Here is a 15,934-nt window from a genome sequence, read left to right as displayed (position 1 = left end):
CTAACCTCTGGGAACTTGGCGGTAACGATTCCACAGCAGTAGCGGAATACCTGCGGCGACAACTACAACGCCAACAACCGCGCCCACGCCGGTATATACCAAGCTGGAATAAAGCAAATAACCGCAAACTGAACAAAACAGCAATGGTATCAAGGGATAAAATGGCACGCGGAATGGTCGCGGAATTTGTGGTTCTCGATTACGTAGCACTAGTAGCGATGCGCCTGAAAGTAAAAAGAAAAACCAAAATATGGGGGCGGTATAGTCCACCATTGTTTCAAAGCCTTTGCGGGTGAACGTACCTAATAAAACCAATGCTAAGGCGATCGCAGCTTGCAATACTAAAGCATAGCTAGGTGTACTGGGACGTTGCCGCCACTTTCCCATAAAACCAAAGATGGCAAAATCTTGTCCTAAAGCGTAATTCGTCCGCGCCCCAGTAAAAATAGTGGCGTTCAGTGCGCCCAAAGTCGAAACTGCAATTAACAAGCTGATGAATAAAGCGCCCGGTTCGCCCCAAAATGTCCGCATTAAATCGGCGGCGACAGCTTGGGAATTAGCCATGTTTGTTAACCCCAATCCCCGCAGATAAGCCAGATTGATCAGTAAGTAAATTACCGTAATTGTGCCAATACTCCACAAAAGCGATCGCACTATGTTGCGTTGACGATTTTGGATTTCGGCGGAAATATAAGCGGCTTCATTCCAACCGCCATAAGACAACAAAACAAACACCATTGCAAGTCCCCAAGTTCCGGTAGAAGTAGATTCCACAGGGGTGGGAGTATTAGCTGTGGCGGTTAAGCCAATTAACACCACTAGCAACAAACCCAGGACTTTCGCCACCGTGAGTAAGTTTTGTGTCCACTTACCTTGTTGCAAGCCAATAATATTTAAAGCTGTTAAAAATGCGATCGCCATTGCGGCATAAATTGAAGGTGAAAAGTTGCCTAGCTGCCAAATCTGCGAAGCGTAATCACCAAATACAAATGCCAACAAGGTAATAGAACCTGTTTGAATTACACTCATCCGCGCCCAAGCAAATAAAAAGGCAATTTCTCGCCCAAAGGCACGTTTAAGATAATAATAAACTCCACCTACATCGGGATATGTCGTGGCTAACTCGGCGTAGCACAATGCACCCACCAAAGAAACCACACCACCGATGAACCAAAATAGCAATACTGCTTGACTACTACCTGCTTGGGTTGCTACTAAAGCGGGAGTTTCAAAAATGCCTGCACCAATTACAATACCGACAATCAACGCCACAGCATCTGATAATGTCAGTGATTGCTTAGGTGCGGTTTCTGTAGTTGCTAAACCTTCCAGTAACTTGTACTTTTCATGTCTACTCACATCGACTCCTGCTTAGTCTTGAGTGTAATGAGCAATGTTGGGTATTGAAGAAGAATTCAGGAGTCAGAATTCAGAAGTCAGAATGCTAGATAAATCAGAAAAAATTGATAAATAGAAGCCTCAATTATTTTAGATTGCTTTTCAATTTTGACTCCTGAGTGCTGAATTCTTACCAATTACTTATTTATGATTCAGGATAAATGTGACATAAAAGTGACAAACATCATCATTGTTCACCTTTTGTGAATGAAAAGATCCCCGACTTATTCAAGAAGTCGGGGATCTAAAATTATCGATTTATATTTACTCTTAAAGTGGTAGTTTAATTTGAAAGATTGAACCTTTGCCTTGTTCACTTTTCACACTGAGATGTCCGCCATGTGCTTCAATGATTTGTTGTGCGATCGCTAATCCCAGTCCAAAGCCACTCGCCGAATTTGTCTGATGTTGTTCTACCCGATAAAATTGCTCAAAGATATGTGGTAAATGTGCGGCAGCAATTCCAATTCCATTATCTTCTACTTCAATGAATGCCTGATTGTATCTACTAAATAAACGTAACTCTACCATCCCACCAGCCGGAGTATATTTACAAGCATTACCCAGCAAATTCATCACAGCTAAACATATTAAATCAGCATCTAGTTTTACCATAATTGGCGATTTTGGTAAATCACTCTTGAGATTTAAATCTTTAGCGGTAGTCTTTACAGAAGGAGAATTGAATAATTCCGCTAGTAAGTTTCTCAAGTCAACTTCTTTTAAAGACTCTGGAGTTAATCGCCCTGTCCGGCGTGCCAGAAATAGTAAATTGCCAATCAATGTATTCATTGATTTGGCAACTTCCGCGACTTTTTCTAGGCGTAAATGTTTACTATTACTATCTTCTATTGGCGCGAGTAAACCAACTTGAGCATTACTCAAAATTGCCGCTAAGGGAGTACGTAATTCATGGGAAGCATGGGCAGTAAAACGTTCGAGTTGTCTGTAACTTAGCTGGATAGGTTGCATTGCTATACCACTAAGAAACCATCCTGTTAAACCTGTGATTGCTAAAGCAATGAATACTGTGGATATGAGTAGAATTAAAAATCTATGAAGTAATTCTTGGACACGAGTCATTGGTATTGCCATTTGCAAATAGCCAATTAACTTATCTTGATACTCTACTGGTAAAGTAATTTCTCTTACCCAAATTTCTGGTGATGTTAAATCAGATTTATGGGTAATTTTTAATGTACGATAAGCATATCTTTGGGTTAATTTTTTCTGGTTAATTTGCCCAAAGTAACGCTTGAGATTACCTTGAGTGTCATACCACCGAGCATAAATAATATCACTATCTTCTGGTGGTGGGTTATTTCCTAAAACTGGTAAATTTTTCAGAAATACTTGTTTTTCGCCTTGATAATCTTTGTACTTGATACTAGATGTAATTACTTTAGATTTATTGTAGAGAATCAAATCTACAACTTCTAGCTGCTGGACTGATTCTTGATAATAAAGAATCCCAGCAAAAATTACCAGAATACTACCCATTGAGAGAGTAAACCAACTAGCCAAGTTACGGCGGCTACGGTTGAACATAACTCAGAAAAATTAAACTTTATTTTTGCCGTTCAGGATTGAGACGATAACCCATACCATAAACGGTTTCTAGCCAATCTGCTGCATTTAGTAACTGTAAACGCTGGCGCAAACGGCGTACTAAAGTAGTTGTAGCATTACTTTCCGGTTCACTACCCCATTCCCATAAAGCTTGTTCAATTTGATTACGACTTAAAATTTGACAAGGGTGACGCATTAAATATTCTAATAGTTGAAATTCGCGGGTAGATAATTCCACCTGGGCTGCACCTCGTTCTACAATCTGTGTGGAAATGTGCAGTTGCAGATCCGCCAGTTGGAGTTTATCACCTTGCCAAACAGGCGATCGCCTACCTAAAGCTCGCACTCTAGCTAATAATTCAAATAAATCTGTAGGTTTGACTAAATAATCATCTGCACCAGCATCTAAACCTGTGACTTTTTCGCCAGTGGTATCTTTTGCTGTCAACATCAATACAGGTGCGGTTTTACCTGCTTTGCGATATTGCCGACATAAATCCAAACCACTGATTTCTGGTAGCATCCAGTCTAATATCAATAAGTCATAATCTCGCTGGGTAATTGCCCATTGAGCGATCGCACCATTTTCTACACCATCTACAATATGTCCAGCTTGAGACAATGCTGTTTGTAAGGGTTCTAATTGGGCGGTGTCATCTTCTACCAGAAGTATTCGCATTGTTAGCTAGTTTCAGTTATTGCATAACTGATTTTAGAGAAGTTGACTCAGTAAAACTTCTGCCATCAGTGAGATTTTTAACCAAATTGAGCATCAGCCAATGTCGGGATTGAAAAGAATGGGTGTAAGGGTTTTAGATAGATACACTCCTACTGGGAAGTCAAAATTCAAACCTCACACCAAATTAAAAAATGATTGCGACAGATTGACGGCTCAAAAGCTTACCGTTCAACCCTTACCCAATCCAAAATCTGTCTTGAAAAGTTTGCTCAAGTCGGGGAACCCGCCCACGCAACTTTTCGCAAAATCTAAAATCCAAAATGGTATCACTCTTCCACTGTTCTAAATCCTATGCGACTACATACTACAAAAGTTATACTTGTAGTATAATGAAATTATTCGATTGAATTTGGGACAATGCGAACAATTGCAGTCGGTGATATTCATGGTTGCTATGAAGAACTGCTTCAGCTATTAAGCAAAGTAGAAATTACAGAGGAAGATTGCTTAATCAGTTTAGGAGATATTGTTGATCGGGGAGTTGATTCGGTCAAAGTATATGACTTTCTCAGAAATCGCCCCAACACAGTGGTGTTAATGGGAAATCACGAACGCAAACATTTGAAGCAAACTCTTTCTTACTCCCAGGAAATTGTTAAATTACAATTTGGCGATCGCTATGGCGAATTTTTAGAATGGATTAGTAATTTACCTTACTATTACGAAACTGATCAGGCAATTTTTGTTCATGCGGCGGTAGAAGATGGCATACCCATTGAAGAACAAAAACAAGAAGTTTTATGTGGTTGTACCGCAGGTGAAAAGCATCTAGAAAAAAAATATAGAGATATATCTTGGAGTCAATTGTATACTGGCGTTAAACCAATAATTTTTGGTCATCGTGTGGTTGGCGATTCCCCACTCATAATTGCACAAAAAGCTTATGGTATCGACACAGGCGCTTGTCATGGTGGACAATTGACTGCCCTAATTTTACCTAATTTTGAAATTGTACAAGTGCCAGCACCGAAAGACTATTGGCAAGAAGAAATAGTTAAATGGCAATTGCCAGTCATGATGGCTAAACCTTGGAGTAGTTATAGATGGGAAAAAATTCAGGCGATTTGTGATGAGTTTAGAAAGTCCTCAAATCCAGAATTATCAGCTTTTATTGCCCATAAAGAACAGTGGATACAAAATTTACTTGACCTCGCGCCGCAAGTAATTCTGAAAGTAGAAGAAAAGCTGGCAGAATTAATTTCTATTTATGGCAAAGATAATTTCAAAAAACCAGCTAGTCGTTTTACTTATGCCACACTGCTATATCAAGCTAATGCCAGTAATTTGACAACCAAATTTCTCCAGCAAACTCTACAAACACCAGATAAATGGTTGCAAGTAATGAAGGATTTGGGAATTTAGCTCTAATGCGGGATATAGGGTAAAAAAATATCCTCTGTTTGCTTGAACAAACAGAGGATTTATTTATTTGTAAAAACTTATTTAACTGACACAGCATCAACATCAACTGTTTTTGCAGAGGAATCAACATCATTGGAACTGTCGGTAGGATTGGTAGTAGTAGTCTCTACACCTTTACGTGCTTTCCAACCATCAATGACTAACCCAGATACTTCAGTTACTAATAGTGTCATCAGTAAAACATCATCAAGTTCGCCAACGATAGGAAAAATATCAGGAACAATATCAATAGGGCTGATGAAATAAACTAGTGTTCCTAAAATTACCCACCAGCGATACTTCGGATTACGAATTAAATTGCGATACCAGTTGTACACAGAGTCAATGGAAAATTTCATTTTTTAGCCCTCAAATTACTTTTCATTCTGACAAATCCTGTTGATAATTTCTGGTGGGAATAACCGTCCTAGATGATTCTGGAAGATGCTACATCTTCTCATCCGTAATTTACAAAACTAAATTTTTACCCCTAAATGTTGAGTTAGTCATCACCTGTGGGAATACTAGGTCACAAAGTATAAATTTACCTCTATCCACGGTTGGAAGAAAGAAATTGAATGAGTAAGACTGACTCTCCCAAAGTTAAAGCTTTTCCATTGCAACTAGTGTTGATTATTCCTTTTGCATTACAAATCTTTGGTGCGGTGGGTTTAGTCGGCTACTTGTCATTTAAAAATGGACGACAAGCAGTTAATGACTTGGCAGATCAGTTAATGAATCGAACCAATAGCATAGTACAGCAGCATTTAGATGCTTATTTATCTATTCCCCACAAGGTAAATCAGATTAATGCAGATGCGATCGCAATGGGATTGTTAGATGTGCGCGATCGCAAAACCATTGGTAAGTTTTTCTGGAAGGAAATGCAGGCTTATGACCTCACTTACATTGGTATGGGATTAACCACAGGTGAGGGAGTCGGAGCCGCCCGCTACGATGGTAAAACAGTTACTATTGATGATTGGAATGCTAAATTACCCAACAATGGACTAAACTACGCCACTGATTCGCATGGCGATCGCACCCGCATCAACTACACTTTTGAATACAATAACTTTAAAGAAAGTTGGTATACCGAACCAATCAAAGCTGGTAAACCAATTTGGTCGCGGATTTACGCCTGGAATTCTCTTGATAGTGCTTATATAACTGCCTCTGCTGGTCGTCCTATATATGACGCAAATCAGCGATTATTGGGTATGGTTGGCGCAGACATTCATTTGTTGAAGTTGAGTGAATTTTTGCGGCGTTTAGATATTAGCAATTTTGGACAGGTGTTTATTGTCGAACGTAATGGTCTGTTAATTGCCAGTTCTACTAAGCAAGATACTTTTGCAATAGTTAAGGATGAAGCCCAACGAATCAAAGCTACAGAAAGTCCAGATCCAGTAATTAAAAATATTGCCAAATATATTGAAAATAAATTTAATGGCTTTCAGTCAATTACTGAACAAAAAAAAATTCAGTTGCAACTGCCAAAAGAGACAAAGTTTGTATATGTCACACCTTGGCGTGATCAATATGGACTAGATTGGTTAGTAGTTATGAGTGTGCCAGAAAAAGCCTTTATGGCTAAGATTATTACGAACACTCAAATTACAGTTCTTCTTTGTTTAGCTGCATTAATAGTGGCAACTCTTATTGGTTATTTGACTTCCGGTTGGGTCATTCAACCAATTTTGCGAATCAATCGCGCTAGTCAGGCAATGGCATCGGGGGATTTAGAACAAACTTTAAATATTAGCAAAATAGAAGAACTCAATACATTAGCTCAGTCTTTTAATTATATGGCTGAACAACTGCGTCAATCTTTTAGTGCTTTAGAAGCGAGTAAGACAGAATTAGAAGACCGAGTAGAAGAACGTACTGCTGAATTAAAAACAACATTAATTGAATTACAACGCACCCAGGCGCAAGTTATTCAAAATGAAAAAATGTCTAGTCTTGGTCAACTAGTAGCAGGAGTCGCCCATGAAATTAATAATCCTGTCAATTTTATTCATGGTAATATTACCCACCTAAGCGAATATATTCAAAGTCTGATGCAAATACTTCATCTTTACCAAGAACGCTATCTTGATGAAGACCCAGAAATTCAAGCATTAGCTGAAGAAATTGATTTAGATTTTATGATTGCAGATTTAGATAAGATTCTGCCTTCTATGAAAATGGGAACTGAAAGAATTCGCAATATTGTCTTATCACTGCGAAACTTTTCCCGCATGGATGAAGCTGATTTTAAAACAGTTGATATTCATGAAGGGATTGAAAGTACATTATTAATTTTGCAATACCGTCTTAAAGAAAAACCAGACTATCCAGGAGTTGAAGTTATTCGTGACTATGGTAATTTACCCTTGGTCGAATGTTTTGCTGGACAACTAAATCAAGTGTTGATGAATATATTAGTTAATGCGATGGATGCTTTAGAAGAGTCATTTTTGAATAGTCAAAACTCCACAGCCGCAAAACCACAAATTACTATCCGCACTTGTGCCTTTGATACTCAATGTATCGAAATTGCGATCGCAGATAATGGCCCTGGAATGTCTGAACAAGTCAAACATCGCATCTTCGACCCCTTCTTTACTACTAAACCTGTGGGTAAAGGTACAGGAATGGGTATGGCAATTAGTTATCAAATTATTACCGAAAAGCATCACGGTAAGTTAGATTGTGTCTCTACTCTCGGTGAAGGAACTGAGTTTAAAATTCAAATCCCGGTGAAACAGTAGTTAAGTAGGGAGTAGGGAGTAGGGAGTTGTGAGTGGGTAGGGGTATAAGGGAAAGAATAAAAACGAGCATTACATAGTTATAAATTAGTACTCTTCCCCTACACCCCACCCCCCTATATCTCTAAACTTAGTCCTGACAAGGGTTTCAGATTTTCTTAGTGACATTTCCCTTACACCCCTACACCCTTATACCCTCACACCCACTCCCCAATCCCTACTTCTGACTCGGCTTCAGTGCTAACAAAACTTCTAGCTGACTGGTTGATTTATCTGGACTAGTAGCGGTAGCAGCAAAACCACGAATAGAACTTAAAAGAGCATTAACATCAGGTGGAATTGGTCTACCTTGACCTGCAAGGCGGTTGACTAAAGTCACAGTTTTATCCATATCTACATAGAAATAACCACCGTTCGGTTGTTGCAATGAACCTGTGACATTTTTAAAGGTATCGCTTTGATCGAGGGATGGGCTTTTAGCAGCAGCTAAAGCCTCGGCTACAGGTTCACCAACAGCTAAAAAGACGGTATCTTGGTCTAACCAAGCATGAGATAATAATGCGCCTTGTTTAGGTATTTGCCATTCTGTGACATCTTTACCACCGATGTTGCGGGTGGCGATGTTAACTCCTTGGGCTTTGGCTATGTTGTCAAGTTTTGTGAAGGTGGCTTCTGCGGTTTTGCGATCGCTTGTATCAAACACCAGCGCCCCACCAAAACCCACACTCGCTAACACACCTTGATTAGATGGAACTGCACCAATCCCAAATTCGCCATCCATCCAGCCAAAAACTTCTTTATCTAAGTCAATCTCGGCAGATTTTAGCTGAGTGCGGATTTGTTGGAGTGTTTGCTGAACTTCAGGATAATCTTTTGATTGTTCTGTGAAGGTTTGCCAACCACGGCTGATACCGTTACCACTAATTAATGCAAAGGTATCGCCAGGAAACTGGGACAATATTTTAGCTGGTGTGTTTTGATACTGAAACTTGCTGAGTTGCGGATCTAAATTAGCGATCGCTTTTACCCGCACTCCCTGATCATCAATACCCACACCAGCCACCATTGATTTTACCTGCTTCAACTGTGACAAGGTTTGGGGCGGCAAGGCTTTACCTTGGGTGTTGTTTATTGCCCATTGTTCTACCATCCCAGAGTAGTCTGGGACATAAACTTGTACAAGGGTATTTTGCAGATTTACATTTTGGCTGAGTAAACGATTAGCACCTTCCTTACTAGCAAAGGAAGGTTGACCTTTATAGGTATCAATTGCTTTTTCTACAGCTTGTTTGTCAGGAGATAAAATTAAATGACTATTATTAACAACTACACTATATGTTGGTCTACCCTTTTCCTCAGTAGTTTCTGTAATCTTCTCACCTTTATAGTCAATTTCTTGACTTTTCACTCCTTTTTGATTTTTTAATTTACTGGCAAAATTCAAAGCAGTTAATTTATCTTTGATCCCAATCACCATTAGCATGTTTGTGCTTTGTTGCACTTTTAATGGTGGATTGGCTCGATTGGTGGGAAATTTTAACTGAGCAGGTTGAGTTTTACTTGGTGGTAAAACAGCAATCATCACGCCACTAATCCAAGGTTTAATATCTTTATCGTAAGAAATATCACTACCTTTAAAAGTATTTTTATTGAAATCCTCTAAACTTTTCACCAGTAATTTTTGGGCTTCTGGTGTACCGAACTGCTGTAATTTTGCCCAAACTTGGTCATCAGTAGAAATGTAAGTAGTCATCAGGGCTGATTCAGGAACTAATTTAGCACTACCAATAGCCCCGGAAATATCTCCAGATGGCCCTTTGAACAAATAGGTATAGACTGCTATACCCCCTGTCACCGCCACAACTGCGCCAATTGCAGGTACTAAAAACTTTAATTTACTTTCAGGCATTGTTACTTTCCTCATTTTCCTCAGATTTTTACCGAGGGTAGTAAAAACGTCATTGTTGAGTTCTCGGAATTATTCAAGAAGAATTCAGAATCAATGAGGAGAAAATTCCTCACCACCCTTTTGCAGCCTACTTCAGATATCCGATGGAGTATGGTACTTCACCCATTTACTTATATGCGGCTTAGTACAAAACACGCCACGGAAATTTACTAGGTGCTTATATACTGGATTTTGACTCCAGACTCCTGAATTCCATTAAATAAACTTCACGATTTCTTAGGGTTTCACTGTTAAAATTAGTAAATCTACACACAAGCAGTAAAAAAAACACCAAAGAAATACTTCAATGAAATCAAAGCAAAATCCGTAAATGGTTATTCATCTTGAGAGATAGCCTGTGGTAAATTTGCAAGCTATCCTAATCTCATCAGCAAATTTGCCGAGTCTTGGTACTCAAGGAAAAATTATCAAGAACATCCCCACAGCAGCAGAGAAAGGTTCATGGGAATCTCCCCAAAATTGCAAAGATGGCATATTTTCTATCCGCTATTCGGATGAGTAAACATCACAAATAGCAGCATTCTCGAAAATTTACTTAAATTTTTTAAGATTAAAGGGTCAGTCAGCATCAATGTCGCATTCATATTTTGATACAGAAAATAACGGACGCAAATCTTTTGAGTTACCGGGAGCCAGACCACACTATAATCCAGATCGTCCTGGACAGGTAGAGCATATTTTTCTTGACCTGCACTTAGATATCCCCAAGCAAAGTTATCACGGTAGCTGTAGTATTCGCCTATTACCCATTCGTAGTGGAATTGACCGTTTAGTGCTGGATGCAGTCAACTTAAATATCCAGTCTGTACAAGTAGATGAGGTGGTGCAAAAATTTGACTACGACGGTGAACAGCTTGCTATTAAGCTTGACCAACCGACAGAACAAGGGAAAAGAATTTTAATTGCGATCGCCTACTCCGCCGAAAAACCCCAACGCGGTATATACTTTATCCAACCAGACAAACACTATCCCCACAAACCTACTCAAGTCTGGACTCAAGGAGAAGACGAAGACTCACGTTTTTGGTTTCCCTGTTTTGACTATCCCGGACAACTCTCCACATCAGAAATTCGCGTGCGGGTTCCCAAAGCATTAGTAGCGATTTCTAACGGTGAATTAATCGAAACCATCGAAGAAGGTTCCGAAAAAATTTATCATTGGTCACAGCAGCAAGTTCATCCTACATATTTAATGACTCTAGCTGTGGCTGACTTTGCCGAAATTCGAGATGAATGGCAAGGTAAACCAGTGACTTACTACGTGGAAAAAGGCCGGGAAGCAGATGCTAAACGCAGCATGGGCAAAACTCCCCGCATGGTCGAATTTTTGAGTGAAAAGTATGGTTATCCATATCCTTTTCCTAAATATGCCCAAGTTTGCGTTGATGACTTTATCTTTGGGGGGATGGAAAATACTTCCACCACCTTATTAACAGACCGTTGTCTTTTAGATGAACGCGCCGCTTTAGATAACCGCAACACCGAAAGTTTAGTTGTTCATGAACTGGCGCATCAATGGTTTGGTGATTTGCTAGTAATTAAGCATTGGTCTCATGCTTGGATTAAAGAAGGTATGGCTTCTTACTCTGAAGTTATGTGGACAGAACATGAATATAGTGCTGAAGAAGCTGCATACTATCGGTTAATAGAAGCGCGGAGTTATTTAAGCGAAGATCGCAGCCGTTACCGCCGCCCAATGGTGACTCATGTTTACCGCGAAGCCATTGAACTGTATGACCGCCACATCTACGAAAAAGGGTCTTGTGTTTATCACATGATTCGGGCGGAATTGGGTGAAGAATTATTTTGGCACGCCATTCAAACCTTTGTGCAGGATAATGCCCACAAAACTGTTGAAACAGTAGACTTACTCCGCGCCATTGATAAAGCCACAGGTAGAAATTTAGCTTTCTTATTCGACCAATATGTTTATCGTGGCGGTCATCCTGATTTTAAAGTGGCTTACTCTTGGGATGGTGATGCAAATTTAGCCAAGGTTACAGTTACTCAAACTCAAGCTGATAAAAATAGCAGTAAAAATTTATTTGACTTAAAAATCCCCATCGGTTTCGGCTACGTCCAAAAAGACTCCACAGAAAAACTCAGCACTCAGCACTCAGCACTCAGCACTTTTACAGTCCGAGTAAATGAAGCAGAACAAAGCTTCTACTTCCCACTATCAGCCAAGCCAGATTTTATTAGCTTTGATGTCGGCAATCATTTCTTAAAAACTGTCACTTTGGAATATCCCCTTCCTGAGTTGAAAGCGCAGTTAGAATCTGACCCTGACCCAATTTCTCGCATTTATGCAGCGACAGCTTTAGCGAAAAAAGGCGGTTTGGAAGCAACCAAAGCATTATCTAAAGCATTGACAAAAGAACCATTTTGGGGGGTGCGGGTGGAAGTTGCCAAACAACTAGCAGAAGTCAAGTTAGATCAAGCCTTTGATGGTTTAGTGGTGGGATTAAAAGATAAAAGTCCTTATGTGCGGCGTGCGGTTGTGAATGCACTGGCGACCATCAAAACCTATGATAGTTATAAGGCTGTGAAAGAGAGAGTGCAAGATGGCGATCGCAGTTATTATGTAGAAGCCGCAGCCGCTACAGCCATCGGCGCGATCGCAGCTGCTAATCTGGATGAAAAGCCCAAGGAAGAAAAGGTCATCAAGCTACTGAAATCAGTTTTAGAAGAAAAAGCTGGTTGGAATGAAGTAGTTCGTAGTGGTGCAGTTAACGGTTTAGCAGAACTCAAAACTTCCGAAGCCGCTTTAAATCTGTTGCTGGAATACACCAAACAAGGAGTTCCCCAAGCCTTACGGTTAGCGACAATCAAGGCTTTAGGTAAAATTTCCGTTGGTCAAACACCAGTTAACTTAGAACGGATTTTAGATAGATTAGCCGAACTCGCCAAAGAAACCTTCTTCTTAACCCAAGTAGCAGTAGTTACAGCCTTGGGTAAAATGGAAACACCCAAAGCAATTGACATTTTGCGATCGCTTGCTGAACAAACCCCCGATGGTCGCGTGCGTCGCTATGCTGACGAAGAAATTGCCAATGTCCAAAAACACATCGGCCCAGAAACCGCCCTGCGTCAATTGCGCGAAGAACTCGACCAACTCAAAAAACAAAACCAAGAACTCAAAAGCCGCTTAGAAAACTTAGAGGCGAAATCTAAGTAGAGGCTAGAGGCTGGGGGTTAGCGGTTAGTTATACCTGTAGGGTGCGTGAATGAAATGTCACGCACCTTTTGAATATTGAGAGCTTGGTTTCTCGCCAGCTAGAATGATTAGTGAGTAGAATGAGGTCTTGCAATCGATGACTTTTAATGATGTGGTCGAAGTAATCAAAAGTCTCTCCGTAGATGAGAAGCTTGAACTTCAACTTTTGTTGCAGCAATACCTCCGTGAAGAGCGCCGTGAAGAAATATACGACAATTTTCAGTCGGCAAAAATGGAACAGCAAAAAGGTGAACTGAAGTTTTCCTCCAACATCAATGAACTGAGACAACTGATAGAGGAGTAATCGTGGAAGTTAGTTTCAGTTCCGCATTTAAACGTGCTTTTAAAAAGCGCATCAAAGGCAACATAGATTTAGAAGCAAAGTTTTGGCAAAAACTGGAACAGTTCACTATAGATCCATTTGATCCAAGCTTGAAAACGCACAAACTATCGGGAAAGCTTCAAGAATTTTGGAGTTTTAGTGTAGATTACGATGAAAGAGTACTGTTCTACTTTACAGAAGACGGCAAAGCTGTATTTGTAGATATCGGTAGCCATGACGAGGTTTATTGAGCAGCACGAACTATTAGAAGATGTAGCCATGTTGCCAGATAACATTCTAGAGGAAATTCATAAAAACCCTAAAGACCATACCAAGTCTTGTAACTGCGACTTAGACGCGATGTTTGCAGACTAGAACAAGAAGCGCAGAACAGTTGTTAACTTGTCAGCCAAGCCCGATCTAAAGACGACAAAAACCACTAGTGAGCAAGTGCGATCGCTACAAGTCATCCGCCAAACTTGATAACTTGTAGCAGATAAACATAATCACATCCAAGCTCAGTAACAATATATCCAGAAAAAGCTTTTTCTTAACAATTCTTTAACCATTGCGGATTGGTTTTTGACCGATTTTCGCGGATTATTTGTACTTTTATAAAGTATAATTAAGAAAAAGATAAAAAAAAGAGGCAAGCACGGTAAGCTTTTATGGCTGCGTGTGTACCCGAAAAAAGGTAAAGTTTAATAGTTTTTTATAAAAAGCTAAGGTTATCCTAACGAGCAATCAGCTTGTACTTGGGGATGCCAAAAAACAAAAACAACAGTGTAGATTTCCCAGTTGAAGAGGCAACAAAAAGCGTGGGTCAGTATCAACCTGCTCAGCTAAAGCGGTATAATCCAGAAGCGATCGCTCGTCACTATCGTTACCGCCCCTGGTTAGCATGGGGACGCTTGCTGAGAATTATTTGGTCTTTTGCTGGATTCGTTTTGAGTCTAAAGTGGGATGAATGGCAAAATCAAGTAGAGCAGAATCGGGGAAAGCGAGCTACCCAGTTGCGTCAACTACTAACAAGCCTAGGCCCCACCTTCATTAAAGTTGGTCAAGCCCTCTCCACCCGGCCTGACCTGATTCGCAAAGATTTCTTAGAAGAGTTGGTAAAATTACAAGACCAACTGCCAGCTTTCGATAGTGCGATCGCATACACAATTATTGAAAAAGAACTTGATTGTCCCATATCAGCAGTTTACAGTGAATTATCACCAGAACCTGTAGCGGCGGCAAGTTTAGGTCAAGTTTATCGGGGACGTTTGATTAGTGGTGAAGAAGTCGCAGTCAAAGTACAACGCCCCAACCTCCGACCACTTCTCACCTTAGACCTTTATTTAATGCGTTGGGCTGCGAGTTGGCTTGCACCTTTGCTACCCCTAAATCTCGGTCACGATTTGACCTTAATTGTGGACGAGTTCGGGACAAAATTATTTGAAGAAATTGACTACATCAACGAAAGTCGCAACGCCGAAAAATTTGCCAACAACTTCCGCAACGACCCCCAGGTAAAAGTCCCGGCAATTTACTGGCGTTACACTAGCAGTCGGGTATTAACCCTAGAATGGATCAACGGCTTGAAGCTAACAGATACAAAAAGTATCCGTGCTGCTGGTTTAGATCCTGAAACTATTATCCAAATTGCTGTCACTTCTGGTTTGCGTCAACTGCTAGAGTTCGGCTTCTTCCACGCTGACCCCCATCCTGGTAACTTATTTGCTATGCCCGATGGTCGTATGGCTTACATCGACTTTGGCATGATGGATCAGTTAGAAGAAACCAGCAAAGAAAATTTAGTTGATGCTTTAGTACATTTGGTCAACAAAGACTATCTGGACTTAGCCACAGATTTTGTCAATTTGGGTTTTTTGACTGCCGACACAAATATTGTGCCAATTGTACCAGCATTAGAAACTGTGTTAGGCGATGCAATTGGTAAGAACGTTGGGGATTTTAACTTCAAAACCATTACCGATGAATTTTCGGAATTAATGTATGAATATCCCTTTCGAGTTCCGGCTAAGTTTGCGTTAATTATTCGCTCATTAGTCACACAAGAAGGAATTGCCCTCAGCCTTAACCCCAATTTTAAAATTGTGGAGGTTGGTTATCCTTACATTGCCCGACGCTTACTTACAGGCGAGTCTCCCCAATTGCGGCGACGGTTGCTGAACGTGCTGTTTAAAGATGGTAAATTCCAGTGGCAGCGATTGGAAAACTTAATTGCGATCGCCCGCACAGATGGTAACTTTGATGTATTACCTACAGCCCAAATGGGATTGCAATTTTTGTTATCAGAAGAAGGTAAATTTCTGCGGCGACAATTAGTATTAGCCCTCACAGAAGATGACCGTCTGCATACAGAAGAAGTACAACGCCTGTGGGATTTAGTCAAAGATGACATCAAACCCAATCGTTTAATAGATGTCGCCATTCGCTTATTAACCGAATTTTCTAGAGAAGGAGTAGCCGCTATTTTACCAAGAGCTACAGCTTTTGTTAATTTAGGAGATTCGGCATCAGGTATCACGCACTAAAACCTGCAAACTCCCATCTGATA

The 15,934-nt window shown here is 40.3% G+C and carries 13 protein-coding genes; 8 read left to right on the top strand and 5 right to left on the bottom strand.

The features are described 5' to 3' along the window. The 3 genes from H6G77_RS06940 to rppA form a co-directional block, all read right to left on the bottom strand. Window positions 1-1,359, bottom strand: a complete 1,359-nt coding sequence (locus tag H6G77_RS06940) for an amino acid permease (RefSeq protein WP_190871179.1) — start codon at window positions 1,357-1,359, stop codon at window positions 1-3. Window positions 1,360-1,668: 309 nt separating this feature from the next. Further along, complete coding sequence (locus H6G77_RS06935; RefSeq protein ID WP_190871178.1) at window positions 1,669-2,946, bottom strand: cell wall metabolism sensor histidine kinase WalK; 1,278 nt, start codon at window positions 2,944-2,946, stop codon at window positions 1,669-1,671. Window positions 2,947-2,965: 19 nt separating this feature from the next. After that, window positions 2,966-3,646 (bottom strand): two-component system response regulator RppA, encoded by a 681-nt coding sequence (gene rppA / locus H6G77_RS06930; protein ID WP_190590628.1) that lies wholly within the window; start codon window positions 3,644-3,646, stop codon window positions 2,966-2,968. A 417-nt stretch (window positions 3,647-4,063) separates the two neighbouring features. Here rppA and H6G77_RS06925 point away from each other — a divergent pair, with 417 nt between their 5' ends. Further along, the gene (locus H6G77_RS06925; RefSeq protein ID WP_190871177.1) at window positions 4,064-5,068 is read left to right on the top strand and encodes a metallophosphoesterase; all 1,005 of its coding nucleotides are present in this window, start codon (window positions 4,064-4,066) and stop codon (window positions 5,066-5,068) included. Window positions 5,069-5,145: 77 nt separating this feature from the next. Here the strand turns inward: H6G77_RS06925 and H6G77_RS06920 are convergent, their stop codons facing one another. Continuing rightward, window positions 5,146-5,466, bottom strand: coding sequence for a YkvA family protein (locus H6G77_RS06920; protein WP_190590631.1), 321 nt, complete (start codon window positions 5,464-5,466; stop codon window positions 5,146-5,148). A 219-nt stretch (window positions 5,467-5,685) separates the two neighbouring features. Between H6G77_RS06920 and H6G77_RS06915 the strand changes: the two genes are divergently transcribed. Continuing rightward, the gene (locus H6G77_RS06915) at window positions 5,686-7,863 is read left to right on the top strand and encodes an ATP-binding protein (protein ID WP_190871176.1); all 2,178 of its coding nucleotides are present in this window, start codon (window positions 5,686-5,688) and stop codon (window positions 7,861-7,863) included. A 214-nt stretch (window positions 7,864-8,077) separates the two neighbouring features. Here the strand turns inward: H6G77_RS06915 and H6G77_RS06910 are convergent, their stop codons facing one another. Continuing rightward, window positions 8,078-9,769, bottom strand: coding sequence for a DUF3352 domain-containing protein (locus H6G77_RS06910; RefSeq protein WP_190590633.1), 1,692 nt, complete (start codon window positions 9,767-9,769; stop codon window positions 8,078-8,080). Between the two features lie 397 nt (window positions 9,770-10,166). Between H6G77_RS06910 and H6G77_RS06905 the strand changes: the two genes are divergently transcribed. From H6G77_RS06905 to H6G77_RS06880, 6 genes are all read left to right on the top strand, one after another. Continuing rightward, window positions 10,167-10,331 carry a hypothetical protein gene (locus H6G77_RS06905; protein WP_190590634.1) on the top strand — a complete coding sequence of 55 codons (165 nt, stop codon included), beginning with the start codon at window positions 10,167-10,169 and terminating at the stop codon, window positions 10,329-10,331. A gap of 69 nt (window positions 10,332-10,400) precedes the next feature. Continuing rightward, window positions 10,401-13,007 (top strand): M1 family metallopeptidase, encoded by a 2,607-nt coding sequence (locus H6G77_RS06900; RefSeq protein ID WP_190871175.1) that lies wholly within the window; start codon window positions 10,401-10,403, stop codon window positions 13,005-13,007. Between the two features lie 136 nt (window positions 13,008-13,143). Beyond that, window positions 13,144-13,350: a hypothetical protein gene (locus tag H6G77_RS06895; RefSeq protein ID WP_190590636.1), complete on the top strand. Its 207-nt coding sequence runs from the start codon at window positions 13,144-13,146 to the stop codon at window positions 13,348-13,350. Between the two features lie 2 nt (window positions 13,351-13,352). Beyond that, a complete protein-coding gene (locus H6G77_RS06890; protein ID WP_190590637.1) occupies window positions 13,353-13,619 on the top strand; it encodes a type II toxin-antitoxin system YafQ family toxin in 267 nt (88 codons plus the stop codon). Continuing rightward, window positions 13,603-13,743, top strand: coding sequence for a hypothetical protein (locus H6G77_RS06885; RefSeq protein WP_190590638.1), 141 nt, complete (start codon window positions 13,603-13,605; stop codon window positions 13,741-13,743). Before H6G77_RS06890 ends, H6G77_RS06885 begins: the two co-directional genes overlap by 17 nt. Window positions 13,744-14,186: 443 nt before the next feature. Next, on the top strand, window positions 14,187-15,911 hold the full coding sequence (locus H6G77_RS06880; RefSeq protein ID WP_190590722.1) for an AarF/ABC1/UbiB kinase family protein: 1,725 nt from the start codon (window positions 14,187-14,189) through the stop codon (window positions 15,909-15,911). Window positions 15,912-15,934 lie beyond the last annotated feature (23 nt).

Origin of the sequence: Aulosira sp. FACHB-615 (assembly GCF_014698045.1) — a bacterium.
In the GTDB taxonomy this organism is placed as follows: domain Bacteria; phylum Cyanobacteriota; class Cyanobacteriia; order Cyanobacteriales; family Nostocaceae; genus Nostoc_B.
This window is presented reverse-complemented; position numbering and strand designations above follow the sequence as displayed.